This is a genomic window from Microbacterium sp. (assembly GCF_041641055.1).
Taxonomy (GTDB): domain Bacteria; phylum Actinomycetota; class Actinomycetes; order Actinomycetales; family Microbacteriaceae; genus Microbacterium.
In genome coordinates, this window is record NZ_JBEPZB010000001.1 from 94,908 (window position 1) to 118,989 (window position 24,082).

Annotated in this window: 12 protein-coding genes; 1 reads left to right on the forward strand and 11 read right to left on the reverse strand. The window is 69.2% G+C overall.

The window, feature by feature from the left end:
• Positions 1–16 precede the first annotated feature (16 nt).
• From ACESK8_RS00445 to ACESK8_RS00465, 5 genes are all read right to left on the reverse strand, one after another.
• On the reverse strand, positions 17–6,079 hold the full coding sequence (locus ACESK8_RS00445; RefSeq protein WP_372966814.1) for an Ig-like domain-containing protein: 6,063 nt from the start codon (positions 6,077–6,079) through the stop codon (positions 17–19).
• A 137-nt stretch (positions 6,080–6,216) separates the two neighbouring features.
• Positions 6,217–6,795 (reverse strand): DNA-3-methyladenine glycosylase I, encoded by a 579-nt coding sequence (locus ACESK8_RS00450; RefSeq protein WP_372966815.1) that lies wholly within the window; start codon positions 6,793–6,795, stop codon positions 6,217–6,219.
• Entirely contained in the window at positions 6,792–8,576 is a 1,785-nt protein-coding gene (locus ACESK8_RS00455; RefSeq protein WP_372966816.1) for a DUF222 domain-containing protein, read from the reverse strand. The genes ACESK8_RS00450 and ACESK8_RS00455 overlap by 4 nt, the downstream gene beginning before the upstream one ends.
• Before the next feature lie 427 nt (positions 8,577–9,003).
• A complete protein-coding gene (locus ACESK8_RS00460) occupies positions 9,004–9,375 on the reverse strand; it encodes a hypothetical protein (RefSeq protein WP_372966817.1) in 372 nt (123 codons plus the stop codon).
• Positions 9,376–9,438: 63 nt separating this feature from the next.
• Positions 9,439–10,485, reverse strand: coding sequence for an NAD(P)-dependent alcohol dehydrogenase (locus ACESK8_RS00465; protein ID WP_372966818.1), 1,047 nt, complete (start codon positions 10,483–10,485; stop codon positions 9,439–9,441).
• Positions 10,486–10,613: 128 nt separating this feature from the next.
• Between ACESK8_RS00465 and ACESK8_RS00470 the strand changes: the two genes are divergently transcribed.
• Positions 10,614–11,639, forward strand: a complete 1,026-nt coding sequence (locus ACESK8_RS00470; RefSeq protein ID WP_372966819.1) for a hypothetical protein — start codon at positions 10,614–10,616, stop codon at positions 11,637–11,639.
• Positions 11,640–11,733: 94 nt separating this feature from the next.
• Here ACESK8_RS00470 and ACESK8_RS00475 read toward each other — a convergent pair whose 3' ends face one another.
• The 6 genes from ACESK8_RS00475 to ACESK8_RS00500 all read right to left on the reverse strand — a co-directional run bounded on the left by ACESK8_RS00475 (position 11,734) and on the right by ACESK8_RS00500 (position 24,037).
• Positions 11,734–13,803, reverse strand: a complete 2,070-nt coding sequence (locus ACESK8_RS00475) for an acyl-CoA dehydrogenase (protein WP_372966820.1) — start codon at positions 13,801–13,803, stop codon at positions 11,734–11,736.
• Positions 13,804–13,942: 139 nt separating this feature from the next.
• On the reverse strand, positions 13,943–15,145 hold the full coding sequence (locus ACESK8_RS00480) for an HTTM domain-containing protein (protein WP_372966821.1): 1,203 nt from the start codon (positions 15,143–15,145) through the stop codon (positions 13,943–13,945).
• A complete protein-coding gene (locus tag ACESK8_RS00485; protein WP_372966822.1) occupies positions 15,142–15,954 on the reverse strand; it encodes a DUF5819 family protein in 813 nt (270 codons plus the stop codon). Before ACESK8_RS00485 ends, ACESK8_RS00480 begins: the two co-directional genes overlap by 4 nt.
• Positions 15,955–16,039: 85 nt before the next feature.
• Positions 16,040–20,671 carry a choice-of-anchor G family protein gene (locus ACESK8_RS00490; RefSeq protein ID WP_372966823.1) on the reverse strand — a complete coding sequence of 1,544 codons (4,632 nt, stop codon included), beginning with the start codon at positions 20,669–20,671 and terminating at the stop codon, positions 16,040–16,042.
• A 310-nt stretch (positions 20,672–20,981) separates the two neighbouring features.
• Positions 20,982–22,736, reverse strand: coding sequence for a glycoside hydrolase family 3 protein (locus ACESK8_RS00495; RefSeq protein ID WP_372966824.1), 1,755 nt, complete (start codon positions 22,734–22,736; stop codon positions 20,982–20,984).
• 2 nt (positions 22,737–22,738) lie between these two features.
• Positions 22,739–24,037, reverse strand: a complete 1,299-nt coding sequence (locus ACESK8_RS00500) for an MFS transporter (RefSeq protein WP_372966825.1) — start codon at positions 24,035–24,037, stop codon at positions 22,739–22,741.
• Positions 24,038–24,082 lie beyond the last annotated feature (45 nt).

Consider the following 24,082-nt stretch of genomic DNA (forward strand, 5'->3'; position numbering starts at 1 on the left):
GCCGTCGCCGGTCGCTCTAATACCAGACGAGTGCGTCGGCGTAGCGGTTGAGCTCGACGATGTAGACGCGGATGGATCGACCCGGGTTGCCGTAGAAGCATCCCAGCTGCACCGTGCCGTTCTCGGGCACGGCCCTTCTCGAGTTGCCGAACCGGCCGCCGTCGTCGCAGCGCAGCGTGTACGTGCCGGGACTCCGGAAGTTCTCCACCTTCAGCGTCACATAGGCGCAGGTCGGAGTGTCGCACTCGCCGGGCCAGCTGCCCGACGCGCCCTTCCCGGTCTTGAGCACCTCGGCGGGCGGGTCGCTGGTGCGAGCGGATGCCGATGCCACCGGCGTCCACTGCCCGGCGGAGTCCTGCGCCCGCACGCGGATGCTGTGCGTCTGCTGGTACCCGTTGCCGACGATGCGCTCGCCGTTTTTTGGCACGGTCTCCCAGCCGTTGCCGGTATCGATCTGAGTCGTCTCGATCGCCCGGCCGTTGCCGGTCCCGTTCGAGTTCCAGGTCAGCTTCACCTGGGTGCCGAGATTCTGCGCGCCCGCCTCGGGTGTGGACGGCGGCCCGTAGGGCACCGCCGTCGCCTGGTTCGACGCGGCTCCGGCGTAGGTGCCGCCGTCGACGCTCGCCACCGCACGGACCCGGATGTTGTAGGTCGTGCCGTTGGTCAGTCCGCCGATGCGGTTGCCGCTCAGGGTCTGCCAGCTGCCTCCGCCGTTGAGCGTGTACTGGTAGCTGATCTCGCCTTCCCTGGCGCCGTTGCGCGAGCCCGGGTTGTAGGTGACGTCGACGTAACGGTCGTGCGGCGCGGCGGCGAGGCTGGTCGGCGCACCGGGCGCGACGACTCCACGCCGAGGAGCCGACATGCCGGACCATTCTCCCCAGCCCGCCTTGTTCTGCGCTCGGATGCGATACGTGTACGGCGTCTCGGAGGTCGGCACCGTGACGGCCTGCGACGAGGCTCCGGCCCCGGGGGTCATCGTGCGCACGAGGGACGATCCCTCGTAGACCTCCAGCGTGTAGCTGGCGATCGCGTCGCCGTTGGAGTTCGGGGGCTGCCAGTTCACCTGCATCTGGGCCTGGTTTCCGACCGGCGCGAGCTCGGTCGTCGTGGGCGCACCAGGCGCCATCGGAGGTCCTGCGGGGATCTCCGAGGCCGACCAGTTGCTCCAACTCGACGGCTCGGGGGCGAGGTTGTGGGCCTGCACGCGCACCTGATAGTTGGAGCCGTTCTCGAGGCCCTCCCAGACGATCGAGTTGCCCGTGACCTCCTTCTGCGCGACGCCGGACGGCGGCGCGGGAGAGATCTCGAGGGTGTAGCTCTGCACCGGCGAGCCCGGAGTGGTGGGCGTGGTCCAGTTGACCGTGAGCGACTTGTCGCCGAACTTCAGCGTGGGCGGGTTCGGGGTGTCCGGGCGTGCGTCAGGACGTGCTTCACCGGAGGCGGCCGAGGGCTTGCCTTCGCCGACGCGGTTGGTCGCCGTCACCTGGAACGTGTACTTGACGTTGTTGGTCAGACCGTCCAGCGTGCAGGTGGTCGACTGGCACTCCTTGGAGTACGCGTTGCCGTTCACCGACTTCACCGTGTACTTCGTGATCTCGGCACCGTTGTTCGACGGGGCGGAGTAAGAGAGGACGACCGTGCGGTCCTGCACGCTCGTCACCACGGGAGCGCCCGGTGCGTCGGGGACGCCCTGCACGGTCACCACGACCTGGCCGTTGACCTCGCGGTCGACGTCCTTGGTCGCATCCTGGATGCGGTAGCGCACCACCATGGTTCCGACGAACGTCGCCGCCGGGGTGACGACCAGCTCGTCGCCGTTCTTGGTCACGGTCCCCATGCCGGCCTCGACGTTCTGGGACACGATCTTGAGCGGCGTCTCGGGGAACGGGTTGTAGTCGTTGGCGAGCACCGGCACCGTGACGGATTTGCCCTGGTCGGACTCAGGGATCGTGTCGGTGTTGGCGGTCGGCATCGCGCGGGTCGACGCCGAGATGAGCACGGTGACGGTGCCGTCGACCGGTTCTGTCTCGCCGTCCGTGACCCGCACGTTCAGGGTCATCGCGGTGCCCTTCTTGGCGTCGGACGACGCCTTGACGAGCAGTTCGGAGCCCTTGACCTCGGCGGACACCCCGTCACCGTCGCCGTCGACGAAAGTGAACTCGTGCTTGCCCTCGTCCTCGGGGTCGGGGTCGGTCGTCAGGGCGGCGAGGTCGAGCGACACGGCATCCTCACCGGGCGCGACCTGCATCTGGCTGTTGACGAAGACCGGCTGCTGGTTGTCCGGCGGCAGCACGTCGATCGGGATGGTCAGCGTCGCCTTGCGCCCCTCGGGGTCGTCGGGGCCGTCGCCGTCGGTCACCTCGAACGTGATCGCATCCTGACCGAAGTAGCCGGCTTTGGACGTGTAGACGAGGTTCTCGGCATCCTGCACGAGGTCGGAGCCGTCGGAGTACACCGCGGTCACCTTCGCGTGCTCGGTGATCCGCGCGGTGCCGCCGCCGGCGACCGTGACGTACTCGGACAGCGGGAGCACCTTGGTCTCGCCGCTGATCACCTCGACGGGCTTCGTGAGGTCGACCATCGGACGCAGGCCCGAGATCGCCGGGACGAAGATGAAGGCGGAGGCCTCGAGTCCGTCGCGGTCGGTGAGCGTGTAGCGGATGAGCTGCTGCTCCTCCTCGACGGTCACGCGCACGGAGCCGTTGTCGAGGGCGGTCGCGCCGTCGCCCAGGGTGACCTCGAGCGCATCCGTGGTGCCGTCCGGGTCCTCGTCGTTCTTGAGGATCGGGACGTCGGCGGTGAGGGTGCCGTCCTTGAGGTCTTCGGGGCGCACGCGGTCGTCGCGGGCGACGGGTGCCTGCAGCGGCACGTTCTCGTCGACCGTGACCTGCAGCGTCGCGGTCGACGTCGCTCCGCGGGCATCGCGGATCGTGTACTGCAGCGACGTCTCGAGCGACTCGTTGGGCGCCTGCACCAGCACGCGGTCTCCGGACACGCGCGCGGTCAGGTTCTCGGGGACCTCGAGACCGTCGTTCTTCTCGCTGACGAGGACGATCTTGTCGCCCTCCGGATCGGAGTCGTTCGCGAGCACCGGCACGGCGATCTCGCGGCCGGGACGCACGACGACGGCATCCTTCACCGCGTACGGCGGCTGGTTGATCTCCTCGGCGGGGGCGATGCCGACGCGGATCGTGGCGATGCCCTCCTTTCCGAGGCGGTCGCGCACGCGGTACTTGAACGTGTCGACGCCTGCCGACTCGTCGAACGCCTCGTACGTGAAGTAGTTCGCGCCGGTCTCGACGATCCGCCCCTTGCTCGGGCTGGAGGCGATGTCGAGGAGTTCGACGGAGTCGCCGTCCGAGTCGATGCCGTCGAGCGGCACCGCGATGCTGACCTCGGTGCCGGCCAGTGCTCGCGAGACGATGTCCTGCGGGCGCGGTGCGGCGTTGGTCTTCTCGTCGATCGGCATGACCTGGATGGTGACGTACCCGGCAGCCTTCTGCTGGCGCGAGTCGACGGCCTCGTAGGTGAGGTAGACGGTCTTCGCCTCGGGACCGGCCTTGAAGCGGACGAGGTCCTGGGAGACGAACGCCTCGCCGTCCTCGGGCTCCGGCGCCTCGACGAGTTCGGGCACCACGTGCAGGACGTCGTCGTTGGGGTGCGTGTCGTTGTCGAGCACGGGGATCGACACGACGTCGTTCGCGCGGACGTACACCGTGTCGGGGTTCGCCACCGGCGGCATGATCTTGTCGGGCGCGGGAATCGGGATGACGACGACCTCGCCCTCGGCGGACTTCGATCCGTTCGAGATGCGGTACTTGATGCGCACCTGGTCCTTGAGGGCACCCTGGTCGGTGATGCGCAGCGTCTCGTGGTTGATGACCGAGACCGAGACGCCCGAGTTGGGTTCGAGGCTCACCGACTGGACGACGAGGATGCCGCCGGCGGGATCCATGTCGTTGGCGAGGACTCCCACGAGCACGTCGCCGCTGCTGGGCAGCAGCGCGACGTCTCGCACGGCGACCGGCGGCAGGTCGGTCTCGCTGGCTTCCTGGACGTCGACGCGGACGAGTCCCTGCGCGTTCTTCGGGCCTGCGGTGGCGAGGTACTGCACGTAGTAGGTGGCAGGCGCTTCCGCCGTGAAGGTGAACGTCTTGTTCGTGTAGTCCGGCGAGACGGTCGCCCCGGGGACCTCGTCGACGTTGCCGAGACGCAGCGATTCGCGTCCGGAGCTGGTGTCGTTCGTGAGCGGCGCGACCGTGACCTGCTCGCCGACGCGGGTGATGACGTGGTCGGCGTTGGTCTTCGGATCCGTGGATCCGGCGGGCCTCACGTCGAGCGTGATGGTGCCGACGTAGGTCTCTCCGAAGCCATCGGCGACCGTGATCCCGACCTCCTTGCGGCCCTGCATGCTCGCGGTGGCCTTGTAGGTGATCTGTCCGTCGGTGCTGAAGTCGACCTCGTCGCCCGGTGCGGGCTCGACGCCCTTGAGGTAGATGTCGTCGCCGTCGGGGTCGATGAAGTCGGGGAGCACGTTGTACGAGATCGTCCCGCCCGATTCGACGGTGAGCACGGTGTTGCGCTTCGGAACCGGGGCGTTGTGCACGTCGAAGTCGTGGACGCTGAGCGTGACGGTCGCGGTGTCCTTGCCCTTTCGCCCGTCGTTCGCCTCGTACTGGAACGTGGTCGAACCGGTGGCCTTCTCGTCGACGGCGATCTGCAGGGAGCCGCCGTTCTGGATGGGCTGCACCGTGCCGATGGACGGCTGCTTCTCTGCGAGGGCGGCGACGAGCACGTCTCCGTCGGGATCGTTGTCGTTGTCGAGCACGGGGAGCAGCGTCGATGCGCCGGGGCGCACGCCGAAGTCGTCGTCCTCGGCGATCGGCGGAGTGTTCTCCTCCTTGCGGTCCGGAAGGGTCGTCTCCACCGTCTCCTCGGTCGAGTCGTCCTCGTTCTCGGTCTCGCCCTCCGGAGGGGTGAGGTCGTTCCAGTTGTCGACGCGCTGCAGGCTCTCGTTCGCCATCCAGGCGGCGCCGCCGACGGCGTCGTTGAGGATGATGACGTCGCGGTTGACGCGGAAGGTGAGCCCCTTGGACTCCTCGGCCCCTTCGATCCGCTCGTTGACGTCGTTGCCCTCGCCCGGGCATTCGCGCAGGAACACCGCGGAGCCCGCCCAGGCGGCGTAGGTGCAGCCGCGCAGCGAGACGGGGGCTGCGGGAGCGCCGTTGCCCCCCACGTCGGTGACGACGGCTTCGCTGCCGTCGAGCGGCACGGTCACCAGCGCGGAGTTCGTCGCGAGCGCGACGGCATCGGTCGTGGCGGAGGCGGGCTGCAGGACGGCGTCCGCCGCATCCTTGATCTCGGTGCGGAAGCCGCCGGGGGTGGTCACGACGCCGGCTGCGGCGTCGAGGACGACCGGGGTGCGACCGACGGCGGTGATGGTGGGAGCCTCGGAGTCGTCGATGTCACCGACGGAGGCGCTGGACGGATCGAGGGCTTCGCCTTCGTTGTCGACGGGCACGGTGACGACCTCGCCGCGCTCGGATGAGACTCCGAAGACGGTTCCGTCCTCTGCGACGGTGATGTCGGCGTTCGCCCCGAGCTCGGCGACGGGCTCTGCCGCCTCGATCTTGAAGCCGGCGATGCCCTTCACCGGGAGGACCCAGAGGTCGCCCGACTTCTGGTCGAGGATGGCGGCGGTCTGATGTCCGAGGGCGACCTTGGCGGTCGAGGGAATGCGCGCACTGTCGCCGAGGGAGACGCGGGACGGATCGATCGCGGTGACCGTCGACGCGCTCGAGTCGGTCACGAGGATGTTGGTCTCGTCCTGGAGGATGTCGAAGTTCTCGCCGGTGGTGCGCAGGCCGCCGTCGAGCACGGTGGACTCGTGGTTGAAGTGGCCGACGAGCAGGCTGGAGGTCTTGGTGATCCAGACGCCGCCGTCGTTCAGATCGACTTTGGTGGTGGGGAATCCGTCATACGTGAAGGCCATGGTGGTGAGGGCGACGACTCCCACCGTCACCCCTGCCGCCGAGGCCAGTGTCTTCGGTCTCGCACGCATCCATGACAGCGCCTTCATGCCCGGTTCCCCCCCAGGGTCGTCCACTCACAGACTCTCGGCCGTCGCACAGAAGATGCACGGCACACCCGTACATCCTAACCGGCCGGAATACCGGCCACGATGGGGAGAACTGCCCACGGTGCAGCGGTCCCCGATCAGGTGTCTGCTGCGGCTCTCCAGCACCCTTCGACGTGGTCGTCGACCATGCCTGCCGACTGCATGAGGGCGTACATCGTGGTGGGTCCGACGAAGCGGAATCCGAGGCGCCGGAGTTCCTTGCTCATGGCGGTGGATTCCGGCGTGACCGCTGGCACCTCGGCGAATGACGCGGGCCTGTCTCGGCGATCGGGGGCGAACGACCACATCAGGGTATCGAGCTCGCCGTCCGCCATCCCCCGGACGATGCGCGCGTTGCCGATCGTTGCCTCGATCTTGGCGCGGTTGCGGATGATTCCCGGGTCGAGCATGAGCCGCTCGACGTCGGCTTCATCGAATTCGGCGACCGTCGCCGGGTCGAACCCGGCGAAGACCTCGCGGAAGTGGGGGCGCTTGCGGAGGATGGTGATCCACGACAGGCCCGCCTGGAAGCCTTCGAGCGCCATCTTCTCGAACAGCGCGCGGTCGCCGCGCAGCGGCGTCCCCCATTCCTCGTCGTGATATCGCCGGTACTCGGAGTCGTCGCCGACCCACGCGCAGCGCACTCGGTCGTCGGGGCCTGCGATCAGAGAGGTCATGACCTCACGCTATCCGTGCGCGCCGACATCGCCGGTGGCCTGATCAGAATCCTCGAGCTCGTGGGCGGGCTCGCCGAGTCGACACGTGTGCCGTGTTGTCGGGTGTTGCTCGGTGGGCTCGTTGAGTCGGCTGGGGTGTTGCCTGGTGGGAGGCTGTGTCGTGGGGTGCGCCAGTGGTGGGCGGGGTCCCACCATCCTGGTCCTCTGACTTGGGGGAGGCCGTTGTGCATGCGGATCTCCCACGGTGAGGTGTCCAGGGAGCGGTGGTGCCACCAACACAACGGGACACCGTTGTCGGTATGGGTGGGACCGCCCCGGGCGTGCTCGGTGACGTGATGGATCTCACACCACGATGCGGGAACGTGGCAGCCCGGGATGAGGCATTCCTTGTCGCGGGCGATGATCGCACGGCGTTGGTGGACGGTGAAGACCCGGTCGGTGCTGGTGATCCCGATGATGCGGCCCTCATCGAACAGGACCCGCTGGATCGCGCCCGCGCACGCGGCGTGCGCGGCGATCGAGACGGGCAGGTGCGCGCCGGTGCGGGTGATCGTCGCCCACCCGGTCCCGGTGGCAAGATCGGTCGCGTCGACGGTGACGACCACGGTCGGTGCCGCCCCACCGAGGGTCGGCATGTCCGTGTGTCGGGCGGCGATCGCGAGCGCAGCGGCGAGAGCGTCATGACGTTTCTGTTCCGTCGTGCGGTCATCGAACACGTTCCGCGGATCCGAATTGAACGGATCCTCCCCTTCGGGATCGGGCGTGTCCCCGTCATCCGCGCTGCCATCGTTGGCAGAGCCATCAGAATCAAGATCAGCATCGTCGGCAGCGGCACCAGCGCTGGCGTCAGCGTCCGCCGTCTCGGTCTCGGTGTCGATGTCGTCGGTGTCGCCGGTGTCGCTGGGGTCGCTGGTGTCACTGGGGGTGAAGAACACCCCGGGCATCGGAGCTCCGGGGCCTTTGGGGTTCAGGATCGCGTCCATGATCAGCAGCAACTGCGCTGCGACCTCCGGGGTGAGATACCCGCGGATCGCGTGCAACCCGTTCTTCAACCGGCCGATCGTCACCCCGCGGCGACGCCGCGCATCCTCATCTTTGGGCTCTTCCCCATCCGGATCGAAGATCGACGCGAGACCCTCCGCCAGACTCGACAGATCATCCGTCGTCGGCGCCGGACCATCCTCATCGATGCCCGCCTCCGCATCCGCATCAGGGACCTCGGCACTCTCATCGTCATCACCCGAACCGTCCGCGTCGAGGTCATCACCATCCGGGTCATCGACCGGGGCGAGACTGTGCCCGCGGGCAGCACCAGCCAGGGCGAGGTCCGCGGCGAGGCGCTGGTCGGTGCTCAACCGGTCCCAGACCTTCTCGATCGGACCCGTCGCCGCCAGAAACCCCGCCACCCCCACCACCCCATCCAACAGGGCCTCCCGCATATGTGGCCACCGGCCCGGGAGCCGCTCCCCCGACACCAGGCTCGACTCCCGCCGCACCCGCGTCACCGTCGTTCCCACCCGTGTCGCCGAACGCACCTCGACCCGCACCGTCCGCTGCAACAACTCGGTCGTGTTCCGACACCCCACCGCATGCGGGAACCCCACCGCATCCGCCGTCGCGAGCGTCTCCACCACCACCGCTTCCGCCCGCCGAAACGCCGCCCCCGCCCGCTGCAGCACCTCGACCCGATCCGCGTCCGACAACCCCGCCAGCACGTCATCACACAGCACACCGGACAGGTCGCTGATGACCTGATCCAAACGCTGCACGGTGCTGTTCATACCCGCCAGTCAACCCCACCCCACCGACATTCGACCCCCGAAACCACCCCCAGAACCCCAGATCAAACCCCGTATTCCAATCTCCCGGCATAGCACGCAAAAGCTGCGGGAAGGACCGGCAGATGGCCCGAGAGGAGAGCAAGAAGAGGCCGAACGAGAGGAGCCCGAAAGCCCGAGACTGAGAGCGGAACGCCGAGAGCCGAGCCCGAAAGCCCGAGCCCGAAAGCCCGAGAGCTGAATGCGGAACGCCGAGAGCTGAAAGCGGAACGCCGAGAGTTGAAAGCGGAACGCCGAGAGCTGAGAGCCGAAAGCGGAAGACCGAGAGCCGAGAACCGCAAGCGAAAGCCGAGAGCCGGAGAACGAGAAGCCCGACCAGAACAGAAGGAGGGAGAAGAACAGAGAACGGTCCAGGGCAGGCCGAGACCCCTCACCCCGATCGGCGGATCAACCACTCCAGAGCAGCTGCCGGGTCGCTCATGACCGAGGCGACCGCGGGCTTCGTCTCTGACATCGCCACCGTGATCGGACGGTACGCGACCGCGCGGTCGGCGACAGCCGCCGCATCGCCGCCCGTCACTTCATCCGCGACGGCCACTCCATCGGAGTACCCCCGCTCGATCCCGAACCGCACGCCGCACGACCCGCGTCGGAGGACGAGCTGCCACACGTCCATCTGCACCGGGCCGAAGAAGTCGTGCACCGACCATCCGGCCTGCATCAGTTCGCGCGCCAACCAGGCCGCCGCAGCGTCACGTGCCGACAGGCGGGTGAGGAACTCGGCGACTCGGGCGTCACTCATGCGCGGGACGCTCCAGCCAATCCAGCAAGCCAGCGATCCAGCAAGCCAGCGAACCGGCCGGCCTCAGCCCGCGAACGTCGCGGCGTCGATCACGAAGCGGTACCGCACATCGGATGCGAGCACGCGCTCGTACGCCTCGTTGATCTGCTCGGCGCTGATCACCTCGATCTCCGCGGCGATGCCGTGCTCGGCGCAGAAGTCGAGCATCTCCTGGGTCTCGCGGATGCCGCCGATGTTCGACCCGGCGAGCGAACGCCGTCCGCCGATGAGCGACCCGACGGTCACCTCGAGCGGTTCCGCCGGAGCACCGACGCAGACCATCGAACCGCCCACGTCGAGCAGCCCGAGGTAGGAGCGCAGGTCGACGACCGCGCTGACGGTGTTCAGGATGACGTCGAACGAGCTGCGCAGCGAGCGGAACGTCTCGGGGTCGCTCGTCGCGAAGTAGTGGTCGGCGCCGAGGCGCAGGCCATCGTCCTTCTTGTTCAGCGTCTGCGAGAGCACCGTGACCTCGGCGCCGAGGGCGTGCGCGATCTGCACTCCCATGTGGCCGAGCCCGCCGAGTCCGACCACGGCGACTCTGCTGCCGGGGCCGACATTCCAGTGGCGAAGCGGCGAGTACGTGGTGATGCCGGCGCACAGCAGCGGTGCTGCGACATCCAGTCCCAGTGCATCAGGGATGCGGACGACGAACGATTCCGTCACGACAACCTGCTCGGAGTATCCGCCCTGCGTGATGGTGCCGTCGCGGTCGGCGCTGCCGTAGGTGAAGACCGCGCCGTTCGAGCAGAACTGCTCATCGCCGCGCAGGCAGTTGCGGCATTCGCCGCACGAGTTCACCAGGCAGCCGACGCCGACGCGGTCGCCCAGGGCATGCTTCGTGACCTCGGACCCGACAGCGGCGACGGTGCCGGCGATCTCATGTCCCGGCGCGAGCGGATAGCTCTGCGGGCCCCAATCCCCACGGACCGTATGGATGTCGGAGTGGCAGATGCCGGCGAAGGCGATGTCGATCAGCACGTCGTGCGGGCCGAGCTCCCGACGTTCGATGACGGTCTTCTCGAGCGGTGCGGCTTCGCTCGGTGCGGCATAGGCGTTGACGCGGGTCATCTCAGGCTCCCTCGGGTGGTTCGGTGCGGCTCGATTCGGATGAGCCAGATCGACACTACTCGCGCCACCCTGGTGCCCCGCTGCACAGGGTCGGTACGGTGGGGCTACGACTCCGGAGGGGAAGTCCCATGCGCCGTTCATCCATGCCCGCCCGCCTGCTCACCGCCGCGATCGCGCTCGTGATCACACCCATCGCACTCGTCCTCCTGTCGATGGGCGGGGTGACGATGAACCGCACCTTCTTCGAGTTCGGATTCGACGGCGACATCGGCCGCCTGGTCGGCCCGCTGCTGCTGCAATCGCTGGCCGTGGTGCTGCTGGTCCTCGTCGTCCTCACCGGGATCTGGAGCTCGGCCGGTCTGATCGTCGTCGGATGCTTCGCGCTCGCCCCTCTGGTCGTCGCCATCCTCCCCGGGACGCTTCCCCTGCTCTACCGGGTGGTCCCCCAGGAATGGGGCGACGGATTGGTCTACGGCATCCCGCTCGCCGTCCTCACGGCGCTCGGCGCGATGGGCCTGGTCCTCTTCCTCGTCCGTCGCGATCCACGCCCGCGAGGCACCGCGCTCGGGATCATCGGGATCGTCGTGGCGCCTGTACTGCTCGCGGCCGGCGCCTGGGCGCTCGCCTGGGGCGTCGCAGAGGGGATGCTGTTCGCCGTGCAGCGCTTCCAGTTCGACCCGCGACCGGATGCCGCAGCGGCGGTCCTCGCGGGCATCCTGCTCGTGTTCGCCGGCGTCCTCGTGTCGCGCTGGTCGCCGTTCGCCCTCATCCTGCCTGCACTGGTCCTGCTCGTGGGCGGCCTGCTGATGCTCGTCGCACCCGAGTGGGCCAGCCGTGTGCTGTTCACGCTCCCTCGGGGCGTGAACACCGTGATCCCGGGTCTGCTGCTCTACGGCGCCGCAGCGGCAGCGGGAGTCAGCTATCTCGCCTTCACCGCCGTGCTCGTGCGGGTGCGGTCGCAGGCTCGCCTGAGCGGAACCCAAGACCCGCACGCGCCGGGAGCCGCAGCTGCGTACCCGTACCCGCCCGCACAGCACCCGGGAGACCAGTACCCGCCCGCGCCGTACCCGGCCGCGGAGCACCCGGGAGACCAGTACCCCGGAGCCCAAGCCCCGTACCCGCCTGCGCCGTACCCTCCTCAGCCCGGGTCCTGACTCCCCGCCTCGACACCCCACGCACGAGACCGGCCGGGATCACAGGATCCCAGCCGGTCTCGGTCGCTCGAGCAGCGCTGCGTCAGCGCCGCCCTCAGCGCTTCGCGTTCTTCTTCAGCGCCTTCTCCTGCACGGGGGCGTCGCCGGAGGCCGCGAGCGCCGCGTAGTACTCGCGGGCCTCGTCCTGCCGCTCGCGCTCCGCACCGGAGGCGATCGGCGCCCGCACATGCTCCGGCTCGTAGCCGAACGCGTCGACGAGGTCGAGGGCATGCGGACGCAGCCGCGCGCACAGGCGGTCGATGTAGCGCGAGACCGCCGCCGCGCGCTGCGTCGACAGTCGGCCGTGGATCAGGTGCCAGGCGAGGTGCTTCTCGATCAGCTGCAGACCGAAGAGGTCGCGCAGCCAGGTGAGCACCTTCTTCGTGTCTGCGTCGTCGATGCGGTGGACGGCGTCGGTGAACGCCTCCCACTGCAGCAGCTCGCCGTGTGCGCGAGCGGCCTCGATCAGTTCGGCCTGGTTCTCGTTGAACAGCCGCGCCCCCAGCGCCTTGTCCTTGCCCGCCGCACGCAGACGACCGGCGATGTCCGCGACCATCTGCTGCACACGCTCGGCGAGCAGCTGGTGCTGCTGCTCCTCGCGCAGCCCGTTCTCGACCGAACGCGCCACCTGGCCGAGGTCGACGACCGACTGTCCGAACTGCCGCAGCCCGGCTCCGTGGAACACCTTGCCCGCCGTCATCCCGACCGCGAACTTCGCCAGCGCCGCGGCATCCTTGCCCGTGAACTGCTTGCCGTAGTCGGTGAGCAGGCGCTTGCCGACCAGCTGCAGCAGCACGTTGTTGTCACCCTCGAAGGTGACGTAGATGTCGAGGTCGGCGCGGAGCCCGACGAGGCGGTTCTCGAACATGAAGCCGGCGCCGCCGCAGGCCTCGCGCGCCTCCTGGAGGGTGTCGAGCGCATGCCAGGTCGACAGCGGCTTGAGCGCGGCGGCCAGGGTCTCGAGGTCCTCGCGGTCGTCGGGGGTGTCGGTGCGGCCGGAGAACACTCCGTCGAACTTCTGCAGGAACTCGTCGTGCGCGAAGATCTGCGCGTAGGTGGTGGCGAGTCGGGGCAGCAGGCGGCGCTGGTGCTTGCCGTAGTCGAGCAGCACGACCTCCTGCCCGTCGGCGCCGTCGAACTGGCGCCGCTGCGTGGCATAGGTGATGGCGATCTTCAGCCCCAGAGCGGATGCCCAGGACGCAGCGCCGTCGAGCGAGACCCGACCCTGCACCAGAGTGCCGAGCATGGTGAAGAACCGGCGGCCGGGGCTGTCGATCGCGCTGGAGTAGGTGCCGTCGGGGGCGACGTCTCCATACTTGTTGAGCAGGTTCGTGCGCGGCACGCGGATGTGGTCGAAGCTGAGCCGACCGTTGTCGATGCCGTTCAGGCCGCCCTTGAGTCCGTCGTCCTCGCGACCGATTCCCGGAAGGTCGACGCCGTCTTCTCCGCGCAGCGGCACGTAGAAGCAGTGCACACCATGGTTGACGCCGTTCGTGATGAGCTGCGCGAACACGGTCGCCGCGATCCCGTGCAGTGCCGCGTTGCCGAGGTACTCCTTCGTCGCGCCGCGGAACGGGGTGTTGATGACGAACTCTTCGGTCTCGGGGTCGTACGTCGCGGTCGTCCCGACCGCCGCCACGTCGGAGCCGTGTCCGATCTCCGTCATCGCGAAGGCGCCGGGGATCGAGAGGTCCATCACGCCGGGGAGCCACTTCTCGTGGTGCTCGGTCGTGCCGAGCTGCAGGATGGCCGACCCGAACAGTCCCCACTGCACTCCGGACTTGATCTGCAGGCTGGGGTCGGCGACGACGAGCTCCTCGAACCCGGCGATGTTGCCGCCGTTGTTCTCCTCGCCGCCCAGCGACTTCGGGAACGCGCGGTGCACGGCTTTGTTGTCGACGAGGAGGTGCAGCTGGCTGAGCACGCGCTCGCGGTGCTCGTCCTTGCCGAGCTCGTCCTTGCGCCAGAACGCCGAGTCCTTGATCATCTCGCGCGCCTCGCGGCGGGTGTCGGCCCAGGTGCCCATGAGCAGATCGGTGACGCGGGCGATGTCGATCGACAGCTCGGCGTCGGTGCTGGCGGCGTGAGGGCGGGTCGTCTTCGGACGGACGGCGGCGTCGACCATGAGCGTTCCTCTCAGAGGGAAGTAGGGATGCTCCCATGGTAGGTCTGCCACAACCGGAGGCGAAGTGCCCTGTGCCCTTCCTCCAACGATGTCCCGGCACGAGTCCCCGCGGCGTTGTCGTCAGACCACAGTCCGCCGGTCAGGTCTCGGCCGGTACGGGCGTCGGCGAGTCCGTCTTGGCCTGCTCCCACCGACGCTTCGTCCCCGCGCTCAGCCGCGCCCAGGTCCGGTCGCGGATGAAGATCGAGTCGATCGCGATCATGGTCAGAGAGAACCAGGGCAGGCCCATGAGGACACCGATGCCGATGTGGAACGAGAGGATGCCGACGAGACCGAGCAGCCGGGTCGGGCGCGTGAGGAGCATGAGCGGGAAGGCCACCTGCAGGATGATGGATCCCCAGGTCGCCGCGACGACCATCGGACCCCACGCCGTCACGAGGTCGCTGAGCACCGGCCACGTCCCGAAGCGGGCGGTCTGCAGCGGGTTGTAGACGGCGTACCCCTCTTTCCAGGGATCGCCTCCCGCCTTGTACAGCGCGCCGGAGGCGTAGACGAAGCAGACCTGCGCCGTCAGCGCGACCAGTGCGAGGTTGTGGAACATGGTGCCCAGCAGCGCGGGCTGGCTGTCGGGAGCGAACCACTCCCCGTTCTTGGCCCGTCGCCGGGCATCGAGCGACCAGCGTGCAGCGGGGTCGGCGAAGAGGAGCAGCAGCAGGGCGATGCGGAACATGTTGTCGCCCTGGTCTCCCACCATGTCGTTGGCCTCGATGAAGCCGACCCACAGGCAGAAGAAGACGGGGAGGACGATGCGGAAGCGCCAGCCGAGCACGAAGAGCACGGTGAGGATGCCGAGGAGCAGGTAGAGCGCCGTATAGAGGACGTCATTGCCCATCGCCGCGTGGAAGGCGCTGAACAGCCAGATCTTCGGGAAGTCGCTGACGGGCTCGGCGAGTTCGCCGTTCCAGGCCGAACCGGAGCCGAACGCGTACAGACGTGTGCTGAAGTTCGACGCCAGGAGTCCGATCGCCGTGACCCCGAAGAGGATGCGCGTCACGGCCAAGCCGTAGAGCGCCTTCTTGCCGTTGAACAGCCAGTCGCCCACGAACGCCGAGATCCGGTCGATGGCCGAGAGCACCATCGCCCACAGGCCGGCGATCATCGCCGACACGAAGCTCAGCAGCCTGGTCACGAACGAGCGCGGCGGGGTGGCCCGCCCGGGTGCTGTCGCGGGGGCGGATGCCGGGGCGGACGGAGAGTCCGGGGTCGTCACCGGAGTGTCGGGAGCGGAGGCCGGAGCGGTGCGAGCGGGCTTCCGGGGCACCGTCCTGGTGGGCGCGCTCACGGCTGGATCCTCTCGAACTGCGCGCGGAAGGTGTCCGCGAAGTTCTCGCGGCTCTGCCCTTCCTCTTCTATAGGGAGGCGCCACCCCGTCGTCGAGAAGGTGGGATCGGGGCGCTGCGCGCTCGGATCGTTGCGGTCGGCGTACGGCACCACGTTCTGCCGACTGACCCGGTACTGCACCTTGACCACGGCATCCGCTCCCCAGATCGCATACGCGACCTGCGTGGCGTACGCCGTGGAGAGGTGCTCCTCGGCCATGTACGCCTCGGTCGACGGATTGTCCCCCTCGAGCTCGTCGAAGGAGCGGACCATCCAGTCCTCCCACTCGCCCTCGTCGAAGTCCAGCCCGACGACCGCCTTCTGGTCGGCGTTCAGCTTGTTGTATGCGTTCATCTGACCGCTCGCCACCTCGCTGGACTGGATGCCGGCGCGGGGCGGGAACAGGTTGTACCTGATCATCGACAGCTCGACGTCGGTCGCGCTGACCCAGCCGGTCTCGATCTCCTCGCCGTCCTTCTCGATGACGGCACGGACGTTGAAGTGGTAGTCGCCGTTGATCGGCTCCGGCGCGAAGACGCTCCACGACTGACCGAACATCGGAAGCATGTAGCTCGCGAGCACCTGCTGGGTGGGGATCTCACGCAACGCCGAGTACGGAGCGATCCACAGGAAGGATGCCCCCACGTGCCAGAGCGTGAGCAGACAGGCGGCGAAGGCGATGAGCTTCACCCACCAGGTCGGTCGGGGCCGCACAGCGACCGCCGCATCGGCGGCGTCTGCGTGCTCCTGGTTCGGCGAGGTCCTGCTCATCGTGCCCATCCACATCCCTCTCGCGGCCGTCGGCCGGGGCCGCCGCTGTGGCGGCCCCGACCTCTCAGCGCACCTGCACTGCCATCTACTCCGTCTGGACCATCGGGCGTCGCGACCTCGCGAACCTCGTGACCCCGAGACCCAGCGTCAGCAGCAGCGCCGCCAGCGCGAGCCATCCGGTCTGGACGTCACCACCGGTCGTGGCGAGTCCTGTGGCGACGACCTGGAACGTGGCCGCCACGCTGCCGGACGTCACTCCGGTCAGCGTCACGGTGTGGGTTCCGAGATCGGTGTCAGCGGGAATCGTCCAGGTGAAGGTCACCGTGCCGTCCTCATCGGCGACCTGCGTGCCGAGCGCGATCGGCTCGGACGACATCACCCCGCTGACGGACTCACCGGGCAGGAACCCGGTGCCGACTGCGGTCTGGCGCTCGCCGCGCTCGAGCACGGGCACCTTGATGGTGATCGCGATGTCCCCGCTCGGGTCGGCCGCCGCATCCGCTTCCGCCGACGCCTCTGCCGTGGCCTCCGCCGACGCATCGGCCGCAGCGGAGGCGGATGCGGTCGCCGACGACGACGCGTTGGCCGCCGCAGCCGCCGAGGCGTTCGGGTCGGCATCGGCCGAGGCCGAGGTGTCCGCCGCACTGGTGGAGGTCGCATCGTTCTGAGCGGCCGCCTGTGCTGCGGCCGCGGAGGAGGCGTTCGCATCCGTCGTGGCCGTGGTCGAGGCATCCGTCGACGCGTCATCCGTGGCTGCGGCCGAGGCCGCGGCGTCCGCCGAGACATCTGCTGCCGCCGACGCCGTGCTGGTCGCATCCGCCAGTGCCGCCGCGACTGCCGCAGCCTCCACCGAGGCGTTGCTGTCGTCGTCGGCCTGCGCCGATGCCGCCGCCGAGGCGGAGGCGTTGGTGTTGACCTCCGCCGAGGCGTCCGCCGCGGCGACGGCATCAGCGGAGGCATCGGTCGAGGCGTCGGCGATGGCCGCCGCACTCGCGTTCGATGCCGCGCTCGTCGAGGCGTCCGACGTCGCCGAGGACTCGGCCGCGGTGTCCGTCGTCGCATCGGCGAGTGCCGCGGCCTGTGCCGCGATCGCCGCGCCGGCGTTCGCCTCCGACGTGGCATCGGCCGTGGCCGCCGTCGACGAGGTCGCCGTGGCCGCCGATTCCGCTGCCGCCTCCGCTGCCGGGTCGGCTGCTGCCGATCCTTCCGCGGTCGCGTCGGCGAAGGCCGCCGCCTGCGCGGATGCCTCTGCGATCGCCGCGGTGGTGGCGTCGGCGTTGGCCGATGCGGATGCCGAGGCCGCCGCGTTCGTGTTGGCCGAGGCTTCGGACGACGCATCCGTCGACGAATCCGTGGTGGCCGCCGACTCGGAGGAGGCTGCGGAGTTGGACTCCGCCGCCGTCGACGCGTCGGCGTTCACGTCATCCGAGGCGTCGGCCTGTGCTGCCGCCTGCGCCGCGACCGCCGCCGAGGCGTTGGCCGTCGAGGTGACATCGGTCGTCGCCGCGGCCGACGCATCGGTCGTCGCTGCGGATTCCGCCGCCGAGGTGGCGTCGGCCGTGGCCGCCGCCGAGGCCGCAGAGGTCGCGTCGGCGAGCGCCGCCGCCTCCGCTGCCGCCTGTGCCGACGGGTCGCCGTCTGCCGTCGCGTCTGCAGAAGCGGATGCCGAGGCCGCCGCGTTCGTGTTGACGTCGCCCGGATCGCCGGCGGTCACCTCGGTGGTGTCCGTGTCGGTGAACGCACCCGAGGTCGCGGTCAGCGTGTACCCCGTTCCGGGGGTGGTCCCCGACGGCACCGGGTAGTTGGCCGTGAACGCGCCGAACTCGTCCGTGGTCGCGGTCACCGGGCCGCCGACATCTGCCCCGCCACCCGGGGCGGTCAGCTGCAGCGACACCGAGGAGCTCACGGGCCAGCCGGAACCGGTGACGGCCAGGTTGCTTCCGGCCGGGACCTGCGCTGCGGCATCCACGACGACGGGCGCCGCAGTCACCTCCGTCGTGTCCGTCGCCGTCTGCGTTCCCACGGTCGCCGTGACGGTGTAGCCCGTCCCTGCCGGGGTGCCGGCCGGGACCGGGTAGTCGAGCGTGAATCCGCCGAGCCCACCGGTCGTGACCGTCTCGGGTCCGCCGATGTTCGCGCCTCCCGGCGCCGTCAGCTGCACGGTGATCTCGGTGTTCGCCGGCCAGTTCGCGCCGGTGACGGCGAGGTCGGTGCCGGCTTCGACGGTGGCTGCCGCGTCGATGGTCGCGGCGGCCGTCACCTCGGTCGTGTCGGTGGCGGTCTGGCCTCCCACCGTCGCCGTGACGGTGTAGCCCGCGCCCGGCTCGGCCGAAGCGGGGACCGGGTAGTCCAGCGTGAATCCGCCGGAGCCGTCGGTCGTCACCGTCTCAGGACCGCCGACCGCCGCGCCGCCGGGAGCGGTCAGCTGCACCGACACCTCGGTGTTCGCCGGCCACCCGGTGCCCGTGATCGGAAGATCGGTACCCGCCTGCACCGTGTCGGCCGCGTCGACGGCCGCAGCGGCCGTCACCTCGGTCGTGTCGGTGTCGGTGATCGCTCCGGCTGTCGCCGTCACCGTGTACCCGGTACCCGGCTCGGCGGATGCCGGGACCGGGTAGGCCAGCGTGAAGCCGCCCGAGCCGTCGGTCGTCACCGTCTCAGGACCGCCCACGTCCGCGCCCCCCGGTGCGGTCAGCTGGACGGAGATCTCGGTGTTCGCCGGCCAATCCGTGCCGGAGACCGCGAGGTCGGTGCCGGCCTGGACGGTCGCCGCCGCGTCGACGGTCGCGACGGGAGCCGCCGTGACCTCGGTCGTGTCGGTGGCCGTGCTCGTGCCGTCCGTCGCCGTCACCGTGTACCCGGCGCCTGCCGGAGTCGCCACGGGGATGAAGTAGCTGAGGGTGAATGCACCCGACCCGTCGGTCGTGACCGTGACGGGGTCGTTCGCGATCCCTCCGCCGGGAGCGGTCAGGCCGACCGAGATGTCGGTGTTCGCCGGCCAGCCGGAGCCGGTGACGGGAAGGTTCGTTCCCGCCTGCACGGTGTCTGCCGCGTCGATCGCCGCCACGGCCGCCACCGCCGACTTCACGGTGGACGAGGCGAGATCGAGCTCCACCCCGCCGCCGACCGCGGGAAGCAGGTCGATTCCGAGCGCACGGACCGTGAAGCTGTCACCGGGGATGTCGCCCGGGGTCGACTGCTCGTTGATCGTGATGGTCGCGACTCCCGAGAGCACTCCCTGCAGCACCGGGTCGAGGGTCGACAGCACCGGACCGGTGAGCGCGGCGAGAGCCGGCTGCACGAGCGGGATGACGCTCGTGAGCGCCGTTCCGACGAGGGGACCCGTCGTTCCGGCGATCGCCGTCGTGACGGCGCCGACCACCGGGTTGAGCAGCGCGCCGATGTTGAGTCCGGCGAGCGAGATGTCGGTGTCGACCACCGGTGCCGGGGTGGCGGTGCCCGCGAACTGCGCGAGCGACCCGACCACGGTCACGTCACCCGAGACGAGGTCGATCCCCGTGAGCGGGTTGGTGAGGTCGACGCCGATCGTGAGCGTCGCGACGAGTGAGTCGAGCGTGGTCTCGAGGATCGAGGAGACCTTGCCGTTGAGGCTCTCGGGGTGCGTGCCGGTCAGCGCGGAGGTGATGCCCTGTTGGATGGCGGCGATCGTGGTGGCGGAGAGCACGGCCGTGTTCGCCGGCATCGAGTTGAGGTCCGCGCCCGCTCCGGTCTCGACGAGGATCTGGGCGAGGTCGACCGTGATGGTGCCGTCGCTCAGGTCGACGAGGACCGAGCCGGTGGTGTTCTCGAGCGGCTCGAGCAGCACCTCGTCGGCGACCGTCTGGCCGACGGTGTCGAGGCCGGCGATGGCGACCGTGCCGCCGGTCGCTTCGAAGGCCGCGACGAGCGGCACATCGGGGATCGCGTTGATCGTGTCGACGAGAGTGGTGACGAGCCCGGTGAGCGCGCCACCGGGGCCGGCGAGATCGCTGACCGGGGTGACCGTGCCCTGGATCGCCGAGGCGAGCGTCGTCGACAGACCGCCGACCAGGTTGCTGTGCAGGTCGAGACCGAGGTCCGCGATGCGGTATTCGGACGAGACGGTGTCCGTCGTCGACTCGGCGCGAGAGGCGAGCGCGCCGATGCCCACGGAGGCCTCGTCGAGGACCGCGTCGGTGAGGCCGGCGACAGCCAGCTGGTCGAAGAGGTCCGTGAGCTCGAGAGTGCCGGGGTTCACGCTCCCGTCGATCGCTCCGGCGTCGATGGCGCCGCCCGAGGTGATCGTGCCGGAGGACGCGATCGACTGCGTCTGAGTGGGTGAGGAGCTGAAGCTCTGCGCGGCGCCCAGGTCACCGAGCTGCAGGAGTCCCGGCGTGGTGCCGTCGGTCAGCAGTGCGATGTTCAGGGTTCCGACGTCGATGTTGAGCGCCTCGAGCAGGTCGAGGTCGAGGCCGCCGAGCTCGGGGCCTGCCGCTGCGGGATTGCTGGTGAGCGTGTGCCCGAGTGCCGCGATGTCGAGCCCGCCGAGCAGATCGGCCGGCAGTTGGATGATCTGCCCCTGCGCGACCGACGGATCGGTCGGCTCTGCGGCATCGAGCGCGTTCGCCGCTGTCGGCACCAGTGCACTGGCGAGGATGACCGCTGCGGCGGTGCCGCCCGCGAGCCCTCCTCCGATGACTCGGCGTCGCCGCAGAGTCTTCCCCCTCAGAAATTCCATTCGCCTCTCCCGTGATGCAGATGTTCCGCGTCACAAGGCCCTCCCCAGGCGTCGACACGAGTCGACCGAGCGCATGTGCAGACAGTATTGCCGGGACGTGCAGGTTAAGTCCAGCAATCGTCCAGAGATCTTTCAGGATCTGTCACACGATGAGACAAATAGCCGCGAGGATACGCGGCCTGCCGACAGGACGTGGGGCGATGACCGCATCGGCAGGACGAAAGCACACGCCGTCGGCACGCAGAACCGCCCCGCAGGAGCGATCCTGCGGGGCGGTTCGAGGGACCGAGATCGAAGTCGTCGGAGAGGGTTACAGCGAGAGCCCGTGCCCGAAGCGGAAGAGCGGGTCCTCGGTGTCGAACGGCACATCGGGGCGGGAGTCCACGACGGCTCGCATCGACCTCGGGAGGTCGAACGGGAGCCGCCCCTCGGCGCTGACGACGCCACTCAGCACATCGAGCAGCGCCGCTCCGGACACTCCCCAGTTCACTGTGACCGCCGAGGCGAGGTCCGTGATCGGCTGCAGGATCGGCGGGCGGTCGGCCAGCACGTCCACCACCGTCGGCACCACCGCTGCGAGCTCGCGGACGTGATCGACGACCTCGTCCGCGAAGTCGAGCGATCCCGCGTGGAAGAAGTTCTCGAAGGTGGTGTCGCGCTGCTCGAACGGCGCCTGGAGGCGGATGACGGCGAGGTCCGCGTCGCGAGGATCCTCCACGACCTCGCCGTATGACGTCGCGACCTCGGGGTCGATGCCCTCGACGTAGAGCTTGAGGCCGACCGTGAACGGCAGGGCGCCCGTGTTCGTGAGCACCGTGATGGAGGCGCGCTGCGCCGCCTCCCCCGCTGCGCGGAAGTCGGCTCGCCCGACGATCTCGTCGGCGGCGTCCTCGTCGACGAACGGATTCTCGAAGAGGCCGAGCTCGAACTTCTCCCGAAGGATGCGCCGCGCCGAGACGTCGAGGCGGTGCTCGGAGATCGAGCCGTCCGCGACGAGTTCGACCAGCAGCTCGGGGCAGTCCTCACCCCCGAACTGGTCGGCGCCGGCGTCGAGCACCTTGATCATCCGCTCCCGGGGCGAGAGGTGCTCGACCCCCCAGGCGCGGGCGGGGAACGGCTGCCCGAAGATCTCGGCGTCGTTGATCAGCCCCCAGTCGGTGCAGACCAGGCCGTCGAAGCCGAATCGCTCTCGGAGGAGCCCGGTGATGACCGACCTGTTGAAGCCGAAGCCGACCTCCTCGTACTCGGTGCCGACGGGCATGCCGTAGTACGGCATCATCTGGCGGGTGCCCGCGGCCAGAGCATCCTGGAACGGCTTCAGGTGCAGCTCGAAGGCGCCGCCCGGGTAGACCTGCTCCCGGCCGTACGGGAAGTGCGGATCCTCGCCGTCCTTCTGCGGACCTCCGCCGGGGAAGTGCTTCGTCATTGTCGAGACCGAGCCCTGGCCGAAGGAGGCTCCCTGGAAGCCGCGGATGTATGCCGCTCCGAGAATACCCGCCAGTTCGGCATCCTCCCCGAAGGTGGCCGTCTGTCGGGCCCAGCGCGGTTCGGAGGCGAGGTCGACCTGCGGATGCAGGGCGACGCGAAGCCCCACTGCGGTGTATTCCTGTCGAGCTATATCGGCGAAGCGCTCGACGAGCTCGGGGTCGCGAGTGGCCGCAAGGCCCAGCGTCTCGGGCCACTGCGAGAACGGGCCGGCGAGGATCGACGCTCCCGGGTTCTCGCTGAACGAGTGCCGAGGATCGGTCGACAAAGTCACCGGGATCCCGAGACGCGTGGAGGCCGCGAGACGCTGGAGTTCGTTCTGCCAGGCCGCGATCTCACGCCCTGTGGGCGCTGCCCCCAGCAGGTTGAAGTGCGTCATCTGCTTGACGTCGATGAACTCCCGGGCACTCGGGGTACCGAAGATCGGGTTGGCCTCGTCGAGGTCGCCGATCGCGATCATGGTGTGGAAGAAGAGCCCGGCCTTCTCCTCGACGGTCATCTCGTCGAGGAGGAGCTGGACGCGGTCGTCCACCGGAAGGCTCGCGTCGAGCCAGGGGCGTGCAGTCGTCACGTCGGTCATGGTCACTTGACTCCCTTGATGCGGTAGACGAGCACGGCGCCGGCGAGCGCGACGAGGGCGCCGAAGAGGTACCAGGTGGTGTATCCGCCGAGCGGCGTGGCCGCCCCCAGCGCGATGATGCCCGGTGCGATCGCGGGGGCGATCGACTGCGGCAGGGCGTTGGCGATGTTCAGCACGCCGAGGTCCTTCGCCACATCGTCCGGGTTCGGCAGCACCTCGGTCGCGAGCGCCAGGTCGACGGAGAGGAAGGAGCCGGCGCCGAGTCCGATGATCGCCTGCGCGACGATCACGATCGGGATGCTCGGCGCCACCGCGAGGATCACGAGACCGACGACCATGATGAGTCCGGCGATCGCGACGAACGGCCGACGCTTGCCGATCCGGTCGGAGAGGAATCCGCCGAGCGGAGCGGAGATCGCCATCGCCGCCATCGAGGCGAGGTTGGCGACGAGGATCGTGCCGACAGCGCCCTGCTCGTCGAGCTCGAACCGCGTCACGAGATACAGCGGCAGGAAGGTGGCGATCCCGGCGTAGCCGAACATCACGAAGAACTTCGTCAGCCACGTCCAGCCGAAGTCGGGGTGCTTGCGGGGGTTGAAGACGAAGGATCCGAAGAAGGTGCCCACCGTGAAGCGGGTCGCGGGCTTCTCGGTGAGGCGCCGATCCTTGAGCGTCAGCACGAAGACGATCACGAGGATCAGCGCGATCACGCCCGGGACCACGAACCGCTCGAAGTCGCCGGGCAGGAAGTTGACGATGAAGCTGCCGGCGAGGATGCCGATCGGGGTCGTGATGCCGACGACACCGGAGACCTTGCCGCGGCTGGTCACCGGCACCTGGTCGGGCAGCGTCGCATTGGCGGCGGCGAGCACCGCGTTCATGGCTGCCTGCACGAGGCACCAGGCCAGCAGCACGACGAGCACGGAGGTCGCGGCACCGATGATCACGAAGCCGCCGAGGCCGACGATGGCCCCGCCGAGGATCCACGGGCGGCGCATGCCCCAGCGCGATGTCGTGCGGTCGGAGAGACGACCGACGAGCGGGTTGGCGACGAGCGCGAATGCCGCTCCGACCCCCATCACGAGCCCGAGGCTGGCCTCGGTGTTGGTGGGGTCGAGGCGCTGGATCTTGAACGCCATCGACACCATCACCGGGGTGAGCAGCGCGAGGTAGACGCCGAAGTTCACGGCGGCAAGGCCGGGCGTGTAACCGCGGGGCGTCCTCAACGGGGTGGTGCCGGGCGCTTTGAAGCCGGTGGTACCGACGGCAGCCGCAGCGGCGGCCGATGACAGCTCTGTCACGGGGGAATCCTTTCGGGCAAGGTGCGCCGGTCGTCTGCGACGGGC